Here is a 16,754-nt window from a genome sequence, read left to right as displayed (position 1 = left end):
TCATCTGTGATGTATGTGTCCAAATAGGGGTAAGCAAAATGTTCAACCCTTCACGAAAAGGTCTAATATGACTTTGAGTTTGCGTAGATCTTTGGCGGCTTTCAGCGTTCTTGTAATGGCTGGCTGCTCTGCTGTTGGCCCCGATTACGTGCCGCCCAAGGCCGAAGCGTCTGCGCAATTTGTGGGGGGTGGATCGTCTGCTTTGGTGGATGCCGCGCAAGTTGCTTGGTGGAAAAGCCTCAAAGAGCCATTGCTGAATGAGCTCATCGCGAAAGGTTTGGCGCAAAACCTTGATATTGCTGCCAGTCTAGAGCGGATCGAAGCGGCCCGCGCACAGCTTGGGCAAACCGGCGAAAATGCGCAGGTGACGGGCGGCATCGGTGTGCAGTCGACACGGCGTGACGCAGGGGCAGGGCGCGTGCGCACAAATGCCGTGTCCGGGGACGCCAATTTTGTTTTTGATTTGTTTGGCGGGTTCCGCCGTGGTGTGGAACAGGCCGAGGCCGGACTTGAGCAAGCGCAATTCAATGCGTCGACGGTCCGGTTGGGTTACTTGGCCGAACTCACAAGCAGTTACGTAAATGCGCGTTACTTCCAGAATGCCGCTGAAATCTCGCGCCGGACAATCACAAGCCAAAACAGAACTTTGGAATTGGTTCGCATTCGTCTGGATGCAGGCGATGCGTCCCAGCTTGAGGTGCAACAAGCCCGTCAGGTACTGGATCGTTCAAAAGCGGATCTTCCTATTTTGCGGGCCAACTTTGAAGCCAACGTGTTTCGGATGGCCACCCTTTTGGCACAGCCTGCTGGTCCATTGCTGGTTCAAATGCAACGCGGTGCGCGATTGCCATCGCCAAACCGGATTGGCAAAACGGGGGTGCCGGCGGATCTGGTGCGCAACCGTCCTGACATACGGGCCGCCGAACGTGCGCTCGCGGCTGCAACCGCTGGTATTGGTGTCGCGGAAGCCCAGCTTTATCCAAGTTTGAACTTGCGAGGCGACATTGCGATTTCTTCGCAAGGCACCTGGAGCTTTGGACCCGCGATTGCTTTGCCCGTTCTGAACCGTGGCGTGCTGGCTGCCCGTCGAAACGCCGCAATTTCGCAAGCCAAGCAAGCAGAAATTGAATGGCGCAGTGTCGTGTTCTCCGCGACAGAAGACGTGCAAACGTCGCTTAGTCTTTTGCAGGGGCTCAACGGTCAGGTTGCAGCGTTCCGCCGTGTGACCGATGCGTCCACAAACCTGGTGGCATTGTCACGCGCAAGTTATGAAAATGGCGCGTCGCCGATTACAGATGTTCTTGATGCGGAAACCGCGTTGTCGAGTTCACGGTTTTCCCTTCTTGGGGCGCGTCGGGATCTGGTTTTGGCTTGGGTCGAACTGCAGGTGGCAACGGGCAAAGGCTGGTTGGCGCTCTGAGTGTTCAAGGCTAGTTCGGACGCAACTTGTGCAGAAGGCGTTATTGAAACGGATGCGGTAAATTCCTGCCGTCAAGCAGTTCTATAATAATTGGGTATTGTTCAATCCAATGGCCTTAAAAAAGATCGTGCGTCAATTTTGTGCTGTGGGATGTAGTCCTCTCCCAGCCCGCATGGCTTGGTTCGGCAGGTCAGTCAGCAGGCCATGTGGCACTTTTGCCGCTGCCCCGCTTTGTCCAGACTGTACGTTGCTTTGAGGTCACCACCCGCACAGCACTTTGGCGTGGTCGCTTTGATCGCCGTATAGTTTATTTCTTGATTACTTGGCCGATGCGTTGACCAATGGCGCGGCTGCCCTTCAGGGATGGGTGGATCATATCCAAAGCGTGGTAGGAACGATCACCGTTGGGCACTAAATTCGCCAATGATACGAAATGGACACCTTTGTCTGAAGCCGCGAGTTTGCTGATGCGGCTTTCCAGCTCGTTGCCTTCGTCCCGACATTGTTCAATGGGTGATCCGGTGCCCGGACTGCGTAAATATCCAACATAAATCACCTGCGCCCCGGTGCTGCGTAACTTCCGTACCATGTTGGGAATTTCCCCCCGGGCACCGGTTTTTGTGATCATCCGGTTCATCTTCCGATCGCAGCTTCGACACCCGCAGCCCAGCCATAGGTCATTGCCGCCACCATTCACGACGATCCAATCCCATCGCCCGGGCCGGAACTGTTTTGCGATGTTCAGCCCCATACTGCCTGTGATGGGCAGATTGTAGATAATCCGTGCGCCCGATACAGATCTGTCCACCACACGCGCGTTGACAGCCTTGCCAATCACATTCGGGATGGCGCGTTTCGAAAGGCTATGGGACGCCATCATGGAATCGCCCATCGTCAGAATTTGCAACGGTCCGTCCGCAGTGGCAGCGCCTGAAAAACCGACGCTTAGACACATGAAAAAAATGGCATTTCGTAATCGTAGTAACATGTGCAGCGTTCCTAAACTGGTAATGTGATGTTTTGTACTGGGTAAGGTTAGTCGGGACAGTTTTACAAACACTGAACGCCGCCAGTATTTCGTCTACACTAATCGGTATTTCTGGCAAAAATTTGGCAACGCTGCGAAAAAGGCAATGGAGCCGAAGACGACGATAACGAAAGTTTGGGCCGGGACTGTAGCCGGAACTATGTGTTGAAAAATTACTTTGACGGATCACGGTTTCGTGTCATGGTTGTCAGGTATTTTAGACATAATGGATTTTACCATGAAACGCATTTTGGCTGCTGCGATCTTTATCGCGGTTCTGGTGGGACTGTATTTTACGCTCATGCCCGCCACAAAAGAAACGGTTTTGGCATCTGGTGGCGCAGCAACGCCAACACCACAAACGACTGCACAGGTGCAGTGTGCCGCGACCACGCAAACACTTATTAACGGCACAACCATCCCTGCAATTCCGGATTTTGGGTCCATCACGGACGGTGATTTTTCGTTGGACAACCTGCAATGCGCATTTGATTCCTATTCGTGGAACTCATTTCTTGCGCTCAATCATTCTCCGGATGGGGCGTTTGGGGACAAAAGCGGCGACAATGAAACTGTATGGGAAACATGGGCAGAAAGCAGTGACATCTTTCTGACAGGTGGCGCAGATCCCGGAGCTGCTGGGGCAACACCACCACGTGAAATTCCGGATGAATGCAAAGCGCTGGGCGACACGAAGGGACTGCGTGTTATCAGTCAGATCGGCAAACATCCTGATCTTCTGGAAGAGGCAACCCAGCCCTTCAACTCCGGTCCTTTGATTGACACCAACGGGTGGTACAGCCGCTTTGCAATTTCTGTGAACCAGCCGATGTACGATTATATCACTGAAAACCAACTGTATAATAAGGCGGGGCAAGCCGCATTTTCGCAAGCTGGCAATGCCGTGAATTTCACATGTAGCTGTGATCCGGACGCGACTGGATCCAAATGCAGCCCGCAAGGCCAACAAGGTGCGATGATGGTCAAAGCGGCGTGGAAGGTGATTGCCGGAACCGATGTGGCCGCTGATTTTCATGCAACCGAAGCATTGGTCTATACGCCTGCACTTAACGACAAACCGGCGTCTTGCGAAATTCAGCAGATGGGGTTGGTTGGTTTCCACATTGGTCACAAGACGATCAACGATCCGCAATGGCTGTGGTCCACCTTTGAACATGTGGCAAACGTGCCCGAAGCTGGCCGGCCACAAAGTCGTGCCTCCTACAACTATTTCCAGCCGGACTGTGAAGACTGCAACGACGTGAACACGCCGCCGGCCCAGCCCTGGAACCCGCATGTGCAACCGGTTGCGCAGAACATGGGCAAAAGCCAGATCGAGCGTTCCATTCCTGTCACAGACCATACGGTGGCCATGAACACAGTTGTGCAAAATGAACTGACCAAAGGAACGGTCTGGGAAAACTATCACTTGATTTCAACGCAGTGGCCAACCCAAGCCACATTGGGCACGCCCACAACACCAAGTGCAGAAAACGGCTGGTGCACATCGTTGAACCCTGTGGACCCGACAGGCGCACCTGCGCCGACCTTTTTGGCCAACACAACCCTTGAAAGCTACATTCAAGGCACCGTGCCCCAAGCCTCGTCCAACTGCATCAGTTGCCACAAGGACGCAACAATGACGGATGGCACGTTTTCAGATTTCACCTACCTTCTAGAGCGCGCGAAAGGACCGACACAATGAGCGACCAAATGGACGTATTCGTCAGTCTGTCTGCTGCTTTGACAGGTTTTGACGCAAGCATGTTTGCGCCTTCCGTTGATCCAGTGAACCTCAAACAGGTCTATTTCGACTACATTATGGCCAAGGAGCCTACCAATTTCACAGTCCTTTTGGACACATTTGCCGTTGTAACAGGTACCGGTGCCACGGGCGGCGACGCCTGGGCGGAAACGATGAAAGGTGGGTCAGAAACCGTTGCCATTTCGGCTGAAATGGTGCGTTTGGCCATGTCGATCAACAAGCTTTGGTATTTGGGGTCGTGGTACAATCCCGAAGACACAACCCAACAAGAAGTGGTGTCTGAACAGTCCTACATTCGCGGACTGTCATGGCAGGTCATGCAAAGCCACGCGATGGGCAACAGCCCCTTCACCTTCGGGTATTGGGCCAAAGACCCCGCTGCCAGCCTTGCGCTGACCACAGGCAATCCAGATGCGACAGGGGGGACAAGCTAATGTCTGATACAGATTTTGACATCATCATCGTCGGCGCCGGCGTGTCCGGTTCGATCGTGGCCAAAGAATTGGCGCAGTTGCAAAACACCAAAATTCTGGTGCTTGAATCGGGCCCGGAAACGCCCCCGACCGAGCGTCAGGAATACATGAGCACATTTTACAAAAATTCCGTCAAAACGCCGGAATCGCCCTATCCGCCTGCCTTGTTTTCCGACCCAAGCGCAGAGCCGACGCCCCGTGCCACCGTCTCTGATACGTTTTCCTCAAACGTCTCGGCGGGGTGGCAACAAACACTGGGCAATGACGACGGGTTTATCTTTGATCCTGACGTCTCGTATCTGCTGCAAAAGGGACCGCAACCCTTCCTAAGCACCTATGAACGTGTCGCGGGCGGCACCACGTGGCATTGGCTTGGCACCAGCTTGCGGTTTTTGAAAAACGACTTTCGCATGAAGGATGTTTATGGCGCCGGAAATCCTGATTACCCTTTGAAGAACTGGCCCATTCAAGACACTGAAATGCTGCCCCTCTATGCGCGGGCCGAGGCCGAGATCGGGGTTTCTGCCACCACCAGCGTGCAAGAAACCGATCTGGCCAGCATCGGGTTGGAGTATCCGGAAGGCTACGAATACCCCATGCCCGAGTTGCCCCTGTCGGTGGTGGATCAAACCGTGGGTGATTTTGTAAACGGAACCGATGGTTACTTTGGGTTTGGCGATCAGTCGATCATTGTGACGCCGACCCCCGCGGGACGCAATTCGCAACCCTATGCACAGCGCCGAGTGTGTGCAGGCAACACAAACTGCATCCCCATCTGTCCCATTCAGGCGAAATACGACGCGACCGTCACCATGAGCAACGCGCAAAGCACAGGCAACGTCACTGTGCTGGCGCAATCCGTGGTCAAACGGGTCATCGCACAAAGCTACGGCGCGCCGGTGACGGGGGTGGAATACACCACATGGAAGACCGAAAACGGCGTGCTGACGCAAAGCGATCCGGTGACGGTGACGGCCAAGATTTACGTCATCGCCGCCCATGCGATTGAAACGCCGAAACTGCTTTTGCTGTCCGATCTGGGCGATGGCAGCGGGACGGTTGCGAATTCCTCCGATCAGGTGGGGCGCAATCTGATGGACCATCCGCTGTATCTTTCGTGGTCTTTGATGAACCAGCAAATCTACGGGTTCCGGGGGCCGCTGACGACGGCGGGCATCGAATCCTTGCGGGATGGCCCATACAGGTCTGACCGTGCTGCGTGGCGGGTCGAAATTGGCAACGAAGGTTGGAACTTTTCGAACGGTGATCCGTGGACAACCACGAATGACTTTATCAGCGGCACCAATATGTCTGGCCTGAACAACCAAGGACCGGGTGGTGCGGCGCAAACGCTGTTTGGCACGGACCTGGTGAACAGGTTGAACGACGCCTTCACACGGCAATGGCGCATGGGGTTTTTGGTGGAACAATCGCCCGATCCTGACAGCCGTGTGCGCATCGACCGCAGTCTTGGGATCACGGACGGGCTGGGTGTGCCGCGCCCGATCATCGACTACCAACTGTCTGAATACACGCGGCGTGGCTTTGCCTATGCCGAGATATTCAGCCGACAGGTCTATGCCAAAATGGGGGTTACGAACTACACGCGCAACGCGCAGCAGGTGGCGGGCAAAGGGGGGGCGATGGTCGACAATCCCAACTGGTTTGAAAACCCGGACCCGGATGTGTTTGGCACGCTGCCGCCCGAGCTGATGGATCCGAAGGTCTGCGCACGGGACGCAAACAGTGTGCCGCAACCTGTACCTCTGGGGTTCCAGTACTACGGGGCGGGGCATCTTGTTGGCACCTATTGCATGGGGGACGCTGCCGCGACGTCGGTCGTTGATAAAACCAGCCGGTCGTGGGACCACTCTAACCTGTTCTTGGTGGGCGATGGCGTATTCCCGACGATCACAACGGCGAACCCCACACTGACCTTGTCTGCGCTGGCCTTCGCGGCAGCTGATGCAATCAAGGCGCAGTTGCAAGGCGCGTAAAACATCAAAACTGCATCAAGGCCGCTTTGACAAAGACGTTGAAGCGGCCTTTGCTTTGCCGCTATGCCTTAAGGCGATTTGGGACTTGGGCAAGGAACGGCATCATGGACGTTATCGTGGCAGGGGCAGGTATTGTCGGGGTGTCGACGGCCATTTGGTTGCAACGCGCCGGACATTCGGTGACGCTTGTGGACCGCGAGGGGCCGGGAAAAGGCACCAGCCACGGGAATGCGGGCGTTCTGGCTGCTGGCTCTGTTATTCCGGTTACAACTCCGGGTTTGCTGCGGCGTGCTCCGGGGATGCTGTTTAACCCCAACGCGCCTTTGTTCCTGAAGTGGTCCTACCTGCCGCGTCTTTTGCCATTTTTGCAGCGGTACCTGCGCCATGCCAACGACGCGCATGTCACGCTATATGCCAAGTCCATGGCGGGGCTGCTGCACGATACTGTGACGCAACATGAAGCGCTGGCCAAAGATACACCTGCCGCAAAATTCATCACACGCGAAAATTATTGCTTCGGGTACGCCACGCCGGCGGCTTTCGCGGCAGATGCCTATGGATGGCTGAAACGACGCGAGGTCGGACTGTCATATGATGTTGTGTCTGGCGAAGATTATTTGGCCGATGATCCGGCATATGGAAATGCCTTTGCCAAAGTTGTGCGGTGCCACGATCATGGGCGCATCAGTGATCCGGGTGCTTACGTAAAAGCGTTGGCAGATCATTTTGTGGATCAGGGCGGGCAGCTGGCGATCACGGCAATCCACGACATAGATGTGGCAGACGGGGGCGTCAGGGCTTTGCACACCGACAATGGCACACTGCAGGCCGACCGTATCGTGTTTGCGATGGGGCCTTGGTCAAAGGCCATTGCGCACAAGCTTGGGGTGAAGGTGCCGTTTGAAAGCGAACGCGGATATCATATTGAATTGGTGAACCCGTCGTCGATGCCAAAGAACCCGATGATGGTGGCATCCGGAAAATTTGTCGTAACGCCGATGGACGGGCGCATCCGTGCTGCGGGTGTGATCGAATTCGGAGGACTGGATGCCGCCCCAAGCCGTGCGCCGTTTGAATTGCTGCGTCGTCAGGTTGAGGCGGTGTTGCCAAATGTCACCTACGACCGGGTTGTGGAATGGATGGGGCACCGTCCTGCACCTGCTGACAGCCTGCCGCTGATCGGGGCCAACGATGCGCAAGGCAAAAGCTACTCCGCATTCGGGCATCAGCATGTCGGGTTGACAGGTGGTCCGAAAACGGGTCGGATCATCGCTGACATGATCGACGGGCGGAGCCCCAATATGGACATGTCGCCATTTGATCCAAAAAAATACGTGGGGCGCTAGACCCTGCTTCAGGGAGAGACCAATGACTTCATTCACAAAAATCGCCAGCACAGCCATCGCTGGCGCGCTTGCTGCCACAACGGTGTTTGCGGACGGTCATGCCCAGAAATGGGACATGCCGATGGCCTATTCGGCCACCAACTTCCACTCTGAGCAGGGTGTGATGTTTGCGGACCGCGTGCGCGAATACACGGGTGGTGCCATCGACATCACTGTGCATCCGGGTGGATCATTGTTTGGTGGCGGCGACATCAAACGCGCCGTTCAGACGGGTCAGGTGCCAATCGGTGAACGCTTTATGTCCGCGCACGCCAATGAGGCCCCGCTTTTGGGCTGGGACAACCTGCCATTTGTGGCGACTACATATGCCGACAACGCAAAAATGTGGGCCGCGGCCAAAGATGTGGTCAATGCGCAGCTTGCGGACCTGAACCTTGTCGCACTTTACACGTGCCCATGGCCGGGCCAGGGCTTTTACTTCAACAAAGAAGTCGCGTCTTCTGCTGACACCCAAGGCATCAAGTTCCGTTCCTATAACTCAGCCACAGCGACGTTTGCGGAAGAACTGGGCATGATCCCTGTTCAGATCGAAGCGGCCGAACTGTCGCAAGCGCTGGCAACAGGCGTGGCGTCGGCGTTCATTTCATCCGGTTCTACCGGTTATGACCGCAAGGTCTGGGAACACCTCAGCCACTACTACAAGGTCAATGCATGGTTGCCACGCAACTACGTGATGGTGAACGCGCAAGCGTGGGACGCACTGGACGACGACACCAAGGCGGGCATCCAGAAAGCGGCGGATGAAACCGGCGCATCCTGTGCTGCCAAGTCCGAAGAACTGGCAAACTTCTACTTCGAAGAACTGGCCAAAAACGGCATGTCCGTGGAAGATGCAGGCCCAGAGTTTCTGGCAGAGCTGAAAGCCATCGGTGAGAAAATGACGGCTGAGTGGCTGGAAACAGCTGGCGCAGACGGTCAGAAAATTCTCGACGCCTACAACAACTAAGCGTCTTCAGGGCCAACCTTTCGGGGCTGGCCTTTCTCTTTTCCCAAAAGGATATGCGTGATGCGCGATTGGTCGCCCGTGATGGGCTTGCCACTGTGGGCGTGGCTTTTTGTGCTGCCAAGCGTCTTGGGTTTGGTTTGCTTTGTGCTGGGGGCACGTTTGGAACGCCCGTTGCGGCCGCTGTGGAAAGTGTTGGACGGCGTCTACCTTGCCTCTGGCATCATTTCGGCGTGTTTCATGTGTACCATTCTGGGGCTGATCGTGGCGCAGATGATCTCGCGTTGGGTGGGGTTCGCGTTGCCAGGCACCACTGAATTTGCAGGCTACGCCATGGCCGCCACATCTTTTTTCGCGCTGTGCCACGCGATGACGCGGGGGGCGCATATTCGTGTGTCGATCCTTTTGAATGCCACGAATTTCACGAAGAAATGGCTTGATATCTTTGCGGTGTTTGCCGCTGCTGTAATCGCCACCTATTTTTCGCGCTACGCGATCAAGGCCAACGGATTTTCCGAGATGTTGAATGACCGCACGCAAGGCCAAGACCAGATCCCGGAATGGGTTGTGGCGCTGTTCCGTCTTGATTTCGCAGGCATCGCAGACGCGGGTGACAAGCTGGTCTACACCCCCGTCTGGATCCCGCAACTGGCCATGTCCATCGGTACCGTTTTGTTGGCGATTGCCCTTTGGGACACGCTTTATCGTTTGCTGGTCACCGGCACCAACCCGATCAAATCGGAGGCCGTCGAATGACCGAAGCCTACGCAACTATTGTCTTCCTTTTCGTCCTGTTTACCCTGCTTGGGTCGTCTATCTGGATCGGCCTTGCCCTGATGGGGGTGGCTTGGGTCGGGATGGAATTGTTCACTGTGCGCCCCGCAGGCGATGCGATGATCACCACCATCTGGACCAGCTCCAGCAGTTGGACGTTAACGGCTTTGCCATTGTTTATCTGGATGGGTGAAATCTTGTATCGTACCCGATTATCGCAAGACATGTTCCGCGGCCTTGCCCCGTGGATGCGCTGGCTGCCGGGTGGATTGCTGCATACCAATATCGCGGGTTGCACCATATTTGCGGCCGTTTCGGGATCATCCGCGGCGACCCTGACCACGGTCGGCAAAATGTCGATCCCCGAGCTGCGCAAACGCGGATACCCCGAATACATGATCGTAGGTACTTTGGCGGGGGCAGCCACGCTTGGTCTGATGATCCCCCCGTCGCTTACCTTGATCGTCTACGGCGTGTCGATCAACGAAAGCATCATTAAGTTGTTTATGGCGGGCATCATTCCGGGCCTCGTGCTGGCGACGTTGTTCATGAGCTACATTGTGTTCTGGCACTTCATCAAACCGGATCAACGTCCCGCACCCGAACCGGCCATGAATTTTGGCACAATGCTTGCAGAAAGCCGGTTTTTGATCCCTGTGTTGTGTTTGGTCTTTGCGGTCATCGGCTCGATGTACTTCGGTTGGGCCACCGCAACGGAAGCAGCGGCAGTGGGTGTCATCGGTGCGTTGACATTGGCGGCGTTCCAACGATCGTTAACCGCATCGGCCTTCTTTGAAAGTCTGATGGGGGCCACGCGCACCTCGGCCATGATCGCTTTGATCTTGATGGGGGCGGCGTTCTTGTCGTTGTCGATGGGTTTCACCGGATTGCCGCGTGCATTGGCCGCATGGATCGACCAGATGCAGCTTTCGCCCATCACGCTGATCGCTGCCTTGACTGTGTTCTACATCATCTTGGGGATGTTTCTGGACGGGATTTCATCGGTGGTTCTGACCATGGCGATTGTTGAGCCGATGATCCGTCAGGCGGGCATCGACGTGATCTGGTTTGGGATTTTCATCGTGGTCGTGGTTGAGATGGCGCAGGTCACACCGCCCATCGGGTTCAACCTGTTTGTGCTGCAAGGCATGACAAAACACGAGATTGGATATATCTCGAAGGTCGCTTTGCCCATGGTCGCATTGATGCTGCTGATGGTGGTTATTCTGGTGATTTGGCCGGGGCTTGCCACGTGGTTGCCCAACAACATCCAGTAGACATGCCACCTGCGGTCACTGTCTTGCAACTGGACACACATTTTCCGCGTATTGCGGGGGATGTCGGGTGCGCCCAAAGCTATGCGTTGCCGATGGAAGTGATCCGGGTGCCCTCTGCGACAGTGCAGAACGTGGTCAGCGATCGTCCTGATTTGATTGATATTGCCCCTTTTGAAGATGCGCTGCGTCAGGCGCGGGGCGCAATCGTCGTCACATCGTGCGGATTTTTGTCGTATTGGCAGTCTCATTTGCAATCACTGACATCGCAGGTTTTGATATGTTCGGCGTTGGGGGCTTTGGATCGGTTGGTCGCGCACTTTACGCCGGACCAACTTATGATCGTGACCTTTGATGCGGCAAAATTGACTGCAGTGCATTTGGGGGAGCAGTCCGCATTCCAGACATCCATTGTGGGGTTGCCGCCCGAACACCATTTGCGTGCCGTCATTGAAGGCAACACGTCAGGATTAGATGCGGGGCAGGCGCAGGCCGAACTGGTTGACTTGGTGCAAAAACATCAAACCCCGGCACATCGTCACATCTTATTTGAATGTACAAATTTGCCACCCTACCGCGCGGCTGTCATGGCAGCCACTGGATTGCCAGTGACGGACATCATGTCAGAAATTGCTGGCGTTCATCCAAACGCTGTGGCGCCAAGCTGGCGTTGACGCTGACCGCAAGATTGGTCCCGAACGCTGATTTCCAGCGGGCGCAATTTTTGATGGTTCCCGAAGCCACTTGGTTTCGCGGCTTCGGGATGGGGTGTTAAAGCCCTTTAGCTTTGTAGCTGCTGGCGACCTTGTCGATGGACACCAGATAGGCTGCTGTACGCAGATCCTGCACATCATCGCGCGTGTGCCAGACATTCATCATGGACTGGTAGGCAATGCGCATCGTGTCATCGAGACCGGATCGTACCAGTTCCAATTCATCCGCACCGCGCAGATAGCGATCTTTGAAGTCGGGTGACAATTTCCAACCAATCCCGCTGTCCGAGCTTAGACGCTCCAGTTCATCAACAACCAACTGGTGCCGTCCTTCTTCCTGACGACGCTGCATACGGCCAAAACGAATGTGGCTCAGGTTCTTGACCCATTCGAAGTAAGATACGGTCACACCGCCGGCATTGGCATACATGTCTGGGATGATAACCGTGCCTTTGTCACGCAAGATTGCATCCGCGCCGGCTGTCACAGGTCCGTTTGCCGCCTCGATGATCAGCGGTGCTTTGATATTTGCCGCATTGCTTAGGTTGATCACACCTTCCAAGGCTGCCGGGATCAGAATTTCGCATTCTTCTTCCAGAACTTTGGCGCCATTTTCCACGAAGGTTGCATCAGGATAACCTGCAATACCGCCATGCGTGCTGATCCAGTGTTGGATTGCATCGACATCCAACCCTTTCGTCTCAACCAAAGCACCATCACGTTCGATGATGCCCACAACCTTGCATCCATCTTCAGCCGCCAGAAACTTGGCCGCGTGGTAGCCCACATTGCCGAGGCCCTGAACGACAACACGTTTGCCGTCAAGCGTGCCTGTCAGGCCAGCTTTTTTCACACCTTCTGTGTCACGGAAAAATTCGCGCAAGGCATATTGCACCCCGCGGCCTGTGGCTTCGACACGGCCGGCAATGCCGCCCGCATTCAACGGTTTGCCTGTGACACAGGCCTTTGCATTGATGTCGGTGGTGTTCATTCGTGCGTATTGATCCACCATCCACGCCATTTCGCGTTCGCCGGTTCCCATATCGGGGGCGGGCACGTTTTGGGACGGGTTGATAAGATCGCGTTTGATCAGCTCATAGGCGAACCGTCGTGTGATCTGTTCCAATTCGTGTTCGTCGTATTGGCGCGGATCGATGCACAAACCGCCTTTTGATCCGCCAAACGGCGCTTCGACCAACGCACATTTGTACGTCATCAAGGCCGCGAGAGCTTCCACTTCGTCCTGATTGACACCCAAAGAAAAGCGAATGCCGCCTTTGACCGGTTCCATATGTTCGGAATGCACAGAACGATACCCTGTGAAGGTCTGGATTTGGCCGCGCAACCGCACGCCAAAACGTACGGTATAGGTGGCGTTGCACACCCTGATTTTTTCTTCCAAGCCTGGCGGCAAGTCCATCAACGCCACCGCGCGATTGAACATCATATCCACACTTTCACGAAAGCTAGGCTCATTGGGTGCACTCATTCGAGGTCTCCTTTTCCCGACAGAACGACTCATGGTTGGGTTGATCTGTGCACGCAGCCTATGACGACTAGGTTAACATGTGCGACTTTTTTGTGCTTTTTATAAAAAATAGTTGCGGCGTAAAACCGGGATTTGGCAGAACAATTGCCTGTCGTAGACTTGGGCAGTTGGGTTTTGCAGCTGAAAATCGGGTGTTGGCGCAGGTTGGCGTCGCAATGCGGAAAAGGTTATTATTTGGTTAACAATGCTGCCGAGGGGCTGTGATTGTCCTTGAATCAGCGAATTCTTCACACACTCTTCCCTGTGTTGCCTGATTTCAAACACATTTGCGATGCACAAACGCTGTCGCCGCAAAGGGTATTTCGCCCTTGTGGAGCAGAAGTTTTAGGAAGGTCGACCATGTCTGATCTAGGTGCGCATACGAATACATTGGGCCGCGTTGAAAAGCCCAAATTAAGCCTGGTGGATGCCATGCAGTTCGCGCGGCATTTCTCGCGTAACGAGGACGGCGTCATGACGATGTTCGGCCTTATGATCCTGATGATGATGCTTTTGGTGGGTGGCATTGGCGTTGACATCATGCGCAACGAAATGGAACGCGCCAAGCTACAAGCAACAATTGATCGCGCGGTTCTGGCGGCGGCTGATATTGATCAGACACTGGACCCCGAAGCTGTTGTGAATGACTACTTCGACAAAGCCGGCATGGCGGATTACCTCAGCAGCGTTACCGTTGACGAAGGTCTGAATTATCGCACGGTTCTGGCCACGGCAAACAGCCCGACGCCGACGCAGTTTATGCGTTTGATGGGGGTTCCCGAACTCAACGCGCCTGCACGCAGCAAAGCCGAAGAACGGATATCCAACGTCGAGATTTCCATGGTTCTCGATATCTCGGGGTCCATGCGGTACAATAACAAAATGTCTAACCTGCGCACAGCGTCGAAGACATTTGTGGACGAAGTTCTGCGGGAAGAGACCGAAGATCTGATTTCTGTGTCCTTGGTGCCGTACACGGCGCAAGTGAACGCAGGTGAGGCGATCTTTGAAGAATTGAACGCGACCGAACGGCATCCCTATTCTTTCTGCGTTGACTTCGAGCCTGTCGATTTCAACAGCACAACCATTAGCATGTCCAAGCAGTACGAACAGATGCAGCACTTTGAGATGAGCAGCAACTGGTACGGTTGGAACACAAAGATCAAGAACCCTGGGTGTCCGAAACAGGAATACGAGAAAATCGTGCCCATGTCGCAAGATGCAAATGCATTGAAGTCGAACATCAATAGCCTGACGTATCGTGCGAACACAGCTATTCACCTTGGTATGAAATGGGGGGTCACATTGCTTGATCCGTCCTTCCGCCCGGTGACGCAAGCATTGTCGCTCAGCAATCAGGTCGATGGCATCTTTGCAGGACGCCCTGCGAACTACGATGATCCTGACACTCTGAAAACTGTCATTCTGATGACGGATGGCCAGAACGTGGATACGTGGCGCATCCGGCCGTGGTATTATGCCACCGAAAGCCACTATCGCCACTGGGAACTTTGGCCAATTGAAACCTATCTGTCTTATGCAGGTGTCCGCAGCTGGAACTACGACGACTGGCGCTATATCAAATACACGTCTAGCCAAGCTGATACCATGTTGGACAGCATTTGCGACGCCGCCAAAGCGCAAGGTATCGTGATCTGGTCTATCGGTTTTGAAGTCAGCGACTACAGCGCCGGTGTCATGCAAAACTGTGCCTCTTCGCCTGCCCACTTCTTCCGGGTGGAAGGTGTGGAAATCTCAGAGGCCTTCAAATCAATTGCAAGCCAAATCAACCAGTTGAGGTTGACCCAATGATACGCAAAACGAAACAGTTCCTGCGCCGGTTCGGGCGTGATGAAGACGGACAGCTGGTGATTGAATTTGCCCTTGCGGTGCCTTTGATCTTCACCCTGTTCCTGACATCCATCGAACTTGGCATCTATTCCATGCGCCAAGTGTTCTTGGACCGGGGCGTCGACATGACTGTGCGCAACGTGCGTTTGGGAACCGGGGTGCAGTTTACGCACAACGATCTCAAGAATTCGATTTGCGACATGGCGGGGAATTTGCCCGATTGTGAATCGGCGTTGCGCCTGTCGCTAACGCCAGTGAACATCCGCAACTTCGGTGGCATTGGTATGCCGTCTGATTGCGTGGATGTGTCCCAGCCGATTGAACCGCCCACGGTGTTCAGTCTGGGGCAGGACAATGAAATGATGTTGGTACGTGCATGTTATATGTTCAAACCGGTATTCCCAAGCACGGGTCTGGGTTACGCCTTCACCAAAGACGGATCGGGCCGCTCTAAAATGGTCTCTATATCCGCCTTTGTGCAGGAGCCAAGGTAATGCGCAAAATGAACCTGAAACAAAAGATGCAGTACTATGCCGCCCGCTTCGGGCGCGACGAAGACGCCAGTATCGCGGTGGAAACGGTGATTATTCTGCCCGCCCTGTTCTGGGCTTATCTAACGATGTTCTCCATTTTTCACGCCTACCGCCAGCACACGGTCAATCTGCGGGCCGCGTTTACAATCGGTGACATGATCTCGAGGGAAACAGCCTATCTGGACTCGGCCTATATGAACGGGGCGCAGGATCTGCTGACCTATTTGACGGCGGCCGAGGAATCGAACACTGCCATTCGTATCACCAGCGTCAAATACGACGCCAATAACGATATCTACAAACGCGACTGGTCGAAGAAACGCGGCTGGGTGTCCGAGCTGGGCAACACTGCGGTCAAGAAACTGGGCGACCGCTTGCCGATCATGAAGCACAATGAACGGGTCATGCTGGTTGAGACATGGGTCAAGTATAACCCGCCCTTCGACACGGGCTTGTCTGACCATGAGATTGTGAATTTCGTGTTCACTCGCCCCCGATACGCACCGCAGGTCTTGTGGGATCCCAGCAGCGGCAGTTAACCGTCGCGTTGGGCCACATGGGTCGCAATGTAATCGGCAATGAACTTTGTTTCACCCGCTGGTGTCATGCCACCCACACCCACGCGTTTGCCAAAGCGCCACCAAAGCCCGGGCCGCCACACACGGGTGGCCGGCGTTTTGGTGCTAAGCAAAAAGCCGTTGGACGGTTTGAAGGCAAAGACGCCGCGATCAATACCGGCGATATCGTCCAGCCGCGCCAACACTTCACCAGAGCTGTCGCGCAACCCTTCTTCCGTAAGCTCGATCGTCAACGTCGTTGCGCGCCGCATATTTTCAGCGGCCCACAGGGATGCGGCGCCGACAGCCAGAAGAAATACGATAAGTCCCGGCGCCGGTGGGGCCAAAAAGCAAATTGTGATGACCAGAACCCCCAAAGTGCCCATAGACAAGATACCCAGCAAACGGCGGCCTGCTGAGGCTGTGATCGTGGCAATGACTGTATCGTCCATGTGTTAACATCCCTGTTGGCTATGCACCGCGCAGGCCCATG

15 protein-coding genes are annotated in these 16,754 nt (G+C 54.9%); 12 read left to right on the top strand and 3 right to left on the bottom strand.

Annotated elements, in window-relative coordinates; genetic code table 11:
• Positions 1–67 precede the first annotated feature (67 nt).
• Positions 68–1,420, top strand: a complete 1,353-nt coding sequence (locus tag ABJL60_RS15265) for an efflux transporter outer membrane subunit (RefSeq protein WP_348374498.1) — start codon at positions 68–70, stop codon at positions 1,418–1,420.
• Positions 1,421–1,727: 307 nt separating this feature from the next.
• Here the strand turns inward: ABJL60_RS15265 and ABJL60_RS15260 are convergent, their stop codons facing one another.
• Positions 1,728–2,408, bottom strand: a complete 681-nt coding sequence (locus ABJL60_RS15260; RefSeq protein ID WP_348290116.1) for an SGNH/GDSL hydrolase family protein — start codon at positions 2,406–2,408, stop codon at positions 1,728–1,730.
• A 277-nt stretch (positions 2,409–2,685) separates the two neighbouring features.
• On the opposite strand from ABJL60_RS15260, the gene ABJL60_RS15255 reads away from it, so the two are divergent.
• The 8 genes from ABJL60_RS15255 (at position 2,686) to ABJL60_RS15220 (ending at position 11,753) form a co-directional block, all read left to right on the top strand.
• Complete coding sequence (locus ABJL60_RS15255) at positions 2,686–4,152, top strand: hypothetical protein (RefSeq protein ID WP_348374497.1); 1,467 nt, start codon at positions 2,686–2,688, stop codon at positions 4,150–4,152.
• Positions 4,149–4,646: a hypothetical protein gene (locus tag ABJL60_RS15250; protein WP_348290112.1), complete on the top strand. Its 498-nt coding sequence runs from the start codon at positions 4,149–4,151 to the stop codon at positions 4,644–4,646. The genes ABJL60_RS15255 and ABJL60_RS15250 overlap by 4 nt, the downstream gene beginning before the upstream one ends.
• A complete protein-coding gene (locus ABJL60_RS15245; RefSeq protein WP_348374496.1) occupies positions 4,646–6,682 on the top strand; it encodes a GMC family oxidoreductase in 2,037 nt (678 codons plus the stop codon). The genes ABJL60_RS15250 and ABJL60_RS15245 overlap by 1 nt, the downstream gene beginning before the upstream one ends.
• A 104-nt stretch (positions 6,683–6,786) precedes the next feature.
• Positions 6,787–8,028, top strand: a complete 1,242-nt coding sequence (locus ABJL60_RS15240; RefSeq protein WP_348374495.1) for an FAD-dependent oxidoreductase — start codon at positions 6,787–6,789, stop codon at positions 8,026–8,028.
• Positions 8,029–8,050: 22 nt separating this feature from the next.
• Positions 8,051–9,034 carry a TRAP transporter substrate-binding protein gene (locus ABJL60_RS15235; protein WP_348290107.1) on the top strand — a complete coding sequence of 328 codons (984 nt, stop codon included), beginning with the start codon at positions 8,051–8,053 and terminating at the stop codon, positions 9,032–9,034.
• 60 nt (positions 9,035–9,094) lie between these two features.
• A complete protein-coding gene (locus ABJL60_RS15230; RefSeq protein WP_348374494.1) occupies positions 9,095–9,787 on the top strand; it encodes a TRAP transporter small permease subunit in 693 nt (230 codons plus the stop codon).
• Complete coding sequence (locus tag ABJL60_RS15225; protein WP_348374493.1) at positions 9,784–11,082, top strand: TRAP transporter large permease subunit; 1,299 nt, start codon at positions 9,784–9,786, stop codon at positions 11,080–11,082. The genes ABJL60_RS15230 and ABJL60_RS15225 overlap by 4 nt, the downstream gene beginning before the upstream one ends.
• A 2-nt stretch (positions 11,083–11,084) precedes the next feature.
• Entirely contained in the window at positions 11,085–11,753 is a 669-nt protein-coding gene (locus ABJL60_RS15220; protein WP_348376588.1) for a hypothetical protein, read from the top strand.
• A gap of 97 nt (positions 11,754–11,850) precedes the next feature.
• Here ABJL60_RS15220 and ABJL60_RS15215 read toward each other — a convergent pair whose 3' ends face one another.
• Positions 11,851–13,281 carry a Glu/Leu/Phe/Val dehydrogenase gene (locus tag ABJL60_RS15215; RefSeq protein ID WP_348290101.1) on the bottom strand — a complete coding sequence of 477 codons (1,431 nt, stop codon included), beginning with the start codon at positions 13,279–13,281 and terminating at the stop codon, positions 11,851–11,853.
• 399 nt (positions 13,282–13,680) lie between these two features.
• On the opposite strand from ABJL60_RS15215, the gene ABJL60_RS15210 reads away from it, so the two are divergent.
• The 3 genes from ABJL60_RS15210 to ABJL60_RS15200 are packed head-to-tail and all read left to right on the top strand — an operon-like array spanning position 13,681 to position 16,243.
• Positions 13,681–15,132, top strand: coding sequence for a pilus assembly protein TadG-related protein (locus ABJL60_RS15210; RefSeq protein ID WP_348374491.1), 1,452 nt, complete (start codon positions 13,681–13,683; stop codon positions 15,130–15,132).
• A complete protein-coding gene (locus ABJL60_RS15205; protein ID WP_348374490.1) occupies positions 15,129–15,665 on the top strand; it encodes a TadE/TadG family type IV pilus assembly protein in 537 nt (178 codons plus the stop codon). Before ABJL60_RS15210 ends, ABJL60_RS15205 begins: the two co-directional genes overlap by 4 nt.
• Positions 15,665–16,243: a hypothetical protein gene (locus ABJL60_RS15200; protein ID WP_348374489.1), complete on the top strand. Its 579-nt coding sequence runs from the start codon at positions 15,665–15,667 to the stop codon at positions 16,241–16,243. Before ABJL60_RS15205 ends, ABJL60_RS15200 begins: the two co-directional genes overlap by 1 nt.
• Here the strand turns inward: ABJL60_RS15200 and ABJL60_RS15195 are convergent.
• A complete protein-coding gene (locus tag ABJL60_RS15195; protein ID WP_108829612.1) occupies positions 16,240–16,713 on the bottom strand; it encodes a hypothetical protein in 474 nt (157 codons plus the stop codon). The two genes, ABJL60_RS15200 and ABJL60_RS15195, sit on opposite strands and share 4 nt — an antisense overlap.
• Between the last annotated feature and the right edge of the window lie 41 nt (positions 16,714–16,754).

This window comes from Ascidiaceihabitans sp., from assembly GCF_039986515.1.
Taxonomy (GTDB): Bacteria; Pseudomonadota; Alphaproteobacteria; order Rhodobacterales; family Rhodobacteraceae; genus Ascidiaceihabitans.
Note: the sequence above shows the minus strand (reverse complement) of the source record. Positions and strands in the feature narration are given on the sequence as shown.

Excerpts from the sequence above, each read along its gene's own strand:
- ABJL60_RS15265 (WP_348374498.1), top strand. The coding sequence starts at position 68 with ATGACTTTGAGTTTGCGTAGATCTTTGGCGGCTTTCAGCGTTCTTGTA.
- ABJL60_RS15260 (WP_348290116.1), bottom strand. The coding sequence starts at position 2,408 with ATGTTACTACGATTACGAAATGCCATTTTTTTCATGTGTCTAAGCGTC.
- ABJL60_RS15255 (WP_348374497.1), top strand. The coding sequence starts at position 2,686 with ATGAAACGCATTTTGGCTGCTGCGATCTTTATCGCGGTTCTGGTGGGA.
- ABJL60_RS15250 (WP_348290112.1), top strand. The coding sequence starts at position 4,149 with ATGAGCGACCAAATGGACGTATTCGTCAGTCTGTCTGCTGCTTTGACA.
- ABJL60_RS15245 (WP_348374496.1), top strand. The coding sequence starts at position 4,646 with ATGTCTGATACAGATTTTGACATCATCATCGTCGGCGCCGGCGTGTCC.
- ABJL60_RS15240 (WP_348374495.1), top strand. The coding sequence starts at position 6,787 with ATGGACGTTATCGTGGCAGGGGCAGGTATTGTCGGGGTGTCGACGGCC.
- ABJL60_RS15235 (WP_348290107.1), top strand. The coding sequence starts at position 8,051 with ATGACTTCATTCACAAAAATCGCCAGCACAGCCATCGCTGGCGCGCTT.
- ABJL60_RS15230 (WP_348374494.1), top strand. The coding sequence starts at position 9,095 with ATGCGCGATTGGTCGCCCGTGATGGGCTTGCCACTGTGGGCGTGGCTT.
- ABJL60_RS15225 (WP_348374493.1), top strand. The coding sequence starts at position 9,784 with ATGACCGAAGCCTACGCAACTATTGTCTTCCTTTTCGTCCTGTTTACC.
- ABJL60_RS15220 (WP_348376588.1), top strand. The coding sequence starts at position 11,085 with ATGCCACCTGCGGTCACTGTCTTGCAACTGGACACACATTTTCCGCGT.
- ABJL60_RS15215 (WP_348290101.1), bottom strand. The coding sequence starts at position 13,281 with ATGAGTGCACCCAATGAGCCTAGCTTTCGTGAAAGTGTGGATATGATG.
- ABJL60_RS15210 (WP_348374491.1), top strand. The coding sequence starts at position 13,681 with ATGTCTGATCTAGGTGCGCATACGAATACATTGGGCCGCGTTGAAAAG.
- ABJL60_RS15205 (WP_348374490.1), top strand. The coding sequence starts at position 15,129 with ATGATACGCAAAACGAAACAGTTCCTGCGCCGGTTCGGGCGTGATGAA.
- ABJL60_RS15200 (WP_348374489.1), top strand. The coding sequence starts at position 15,665 with ATGCGCAAAATGAACCTGAAACAAAAGATGCAGTACTATGCCGCCCGC.
- ABJL60_RS15195 (WP_108829612.1), bottom strand. The coding sequence starts at position 16,713 with ATGGACGATACAGTCATTGCCACGATCACAGCCTCAGCAGGCCGCCGT.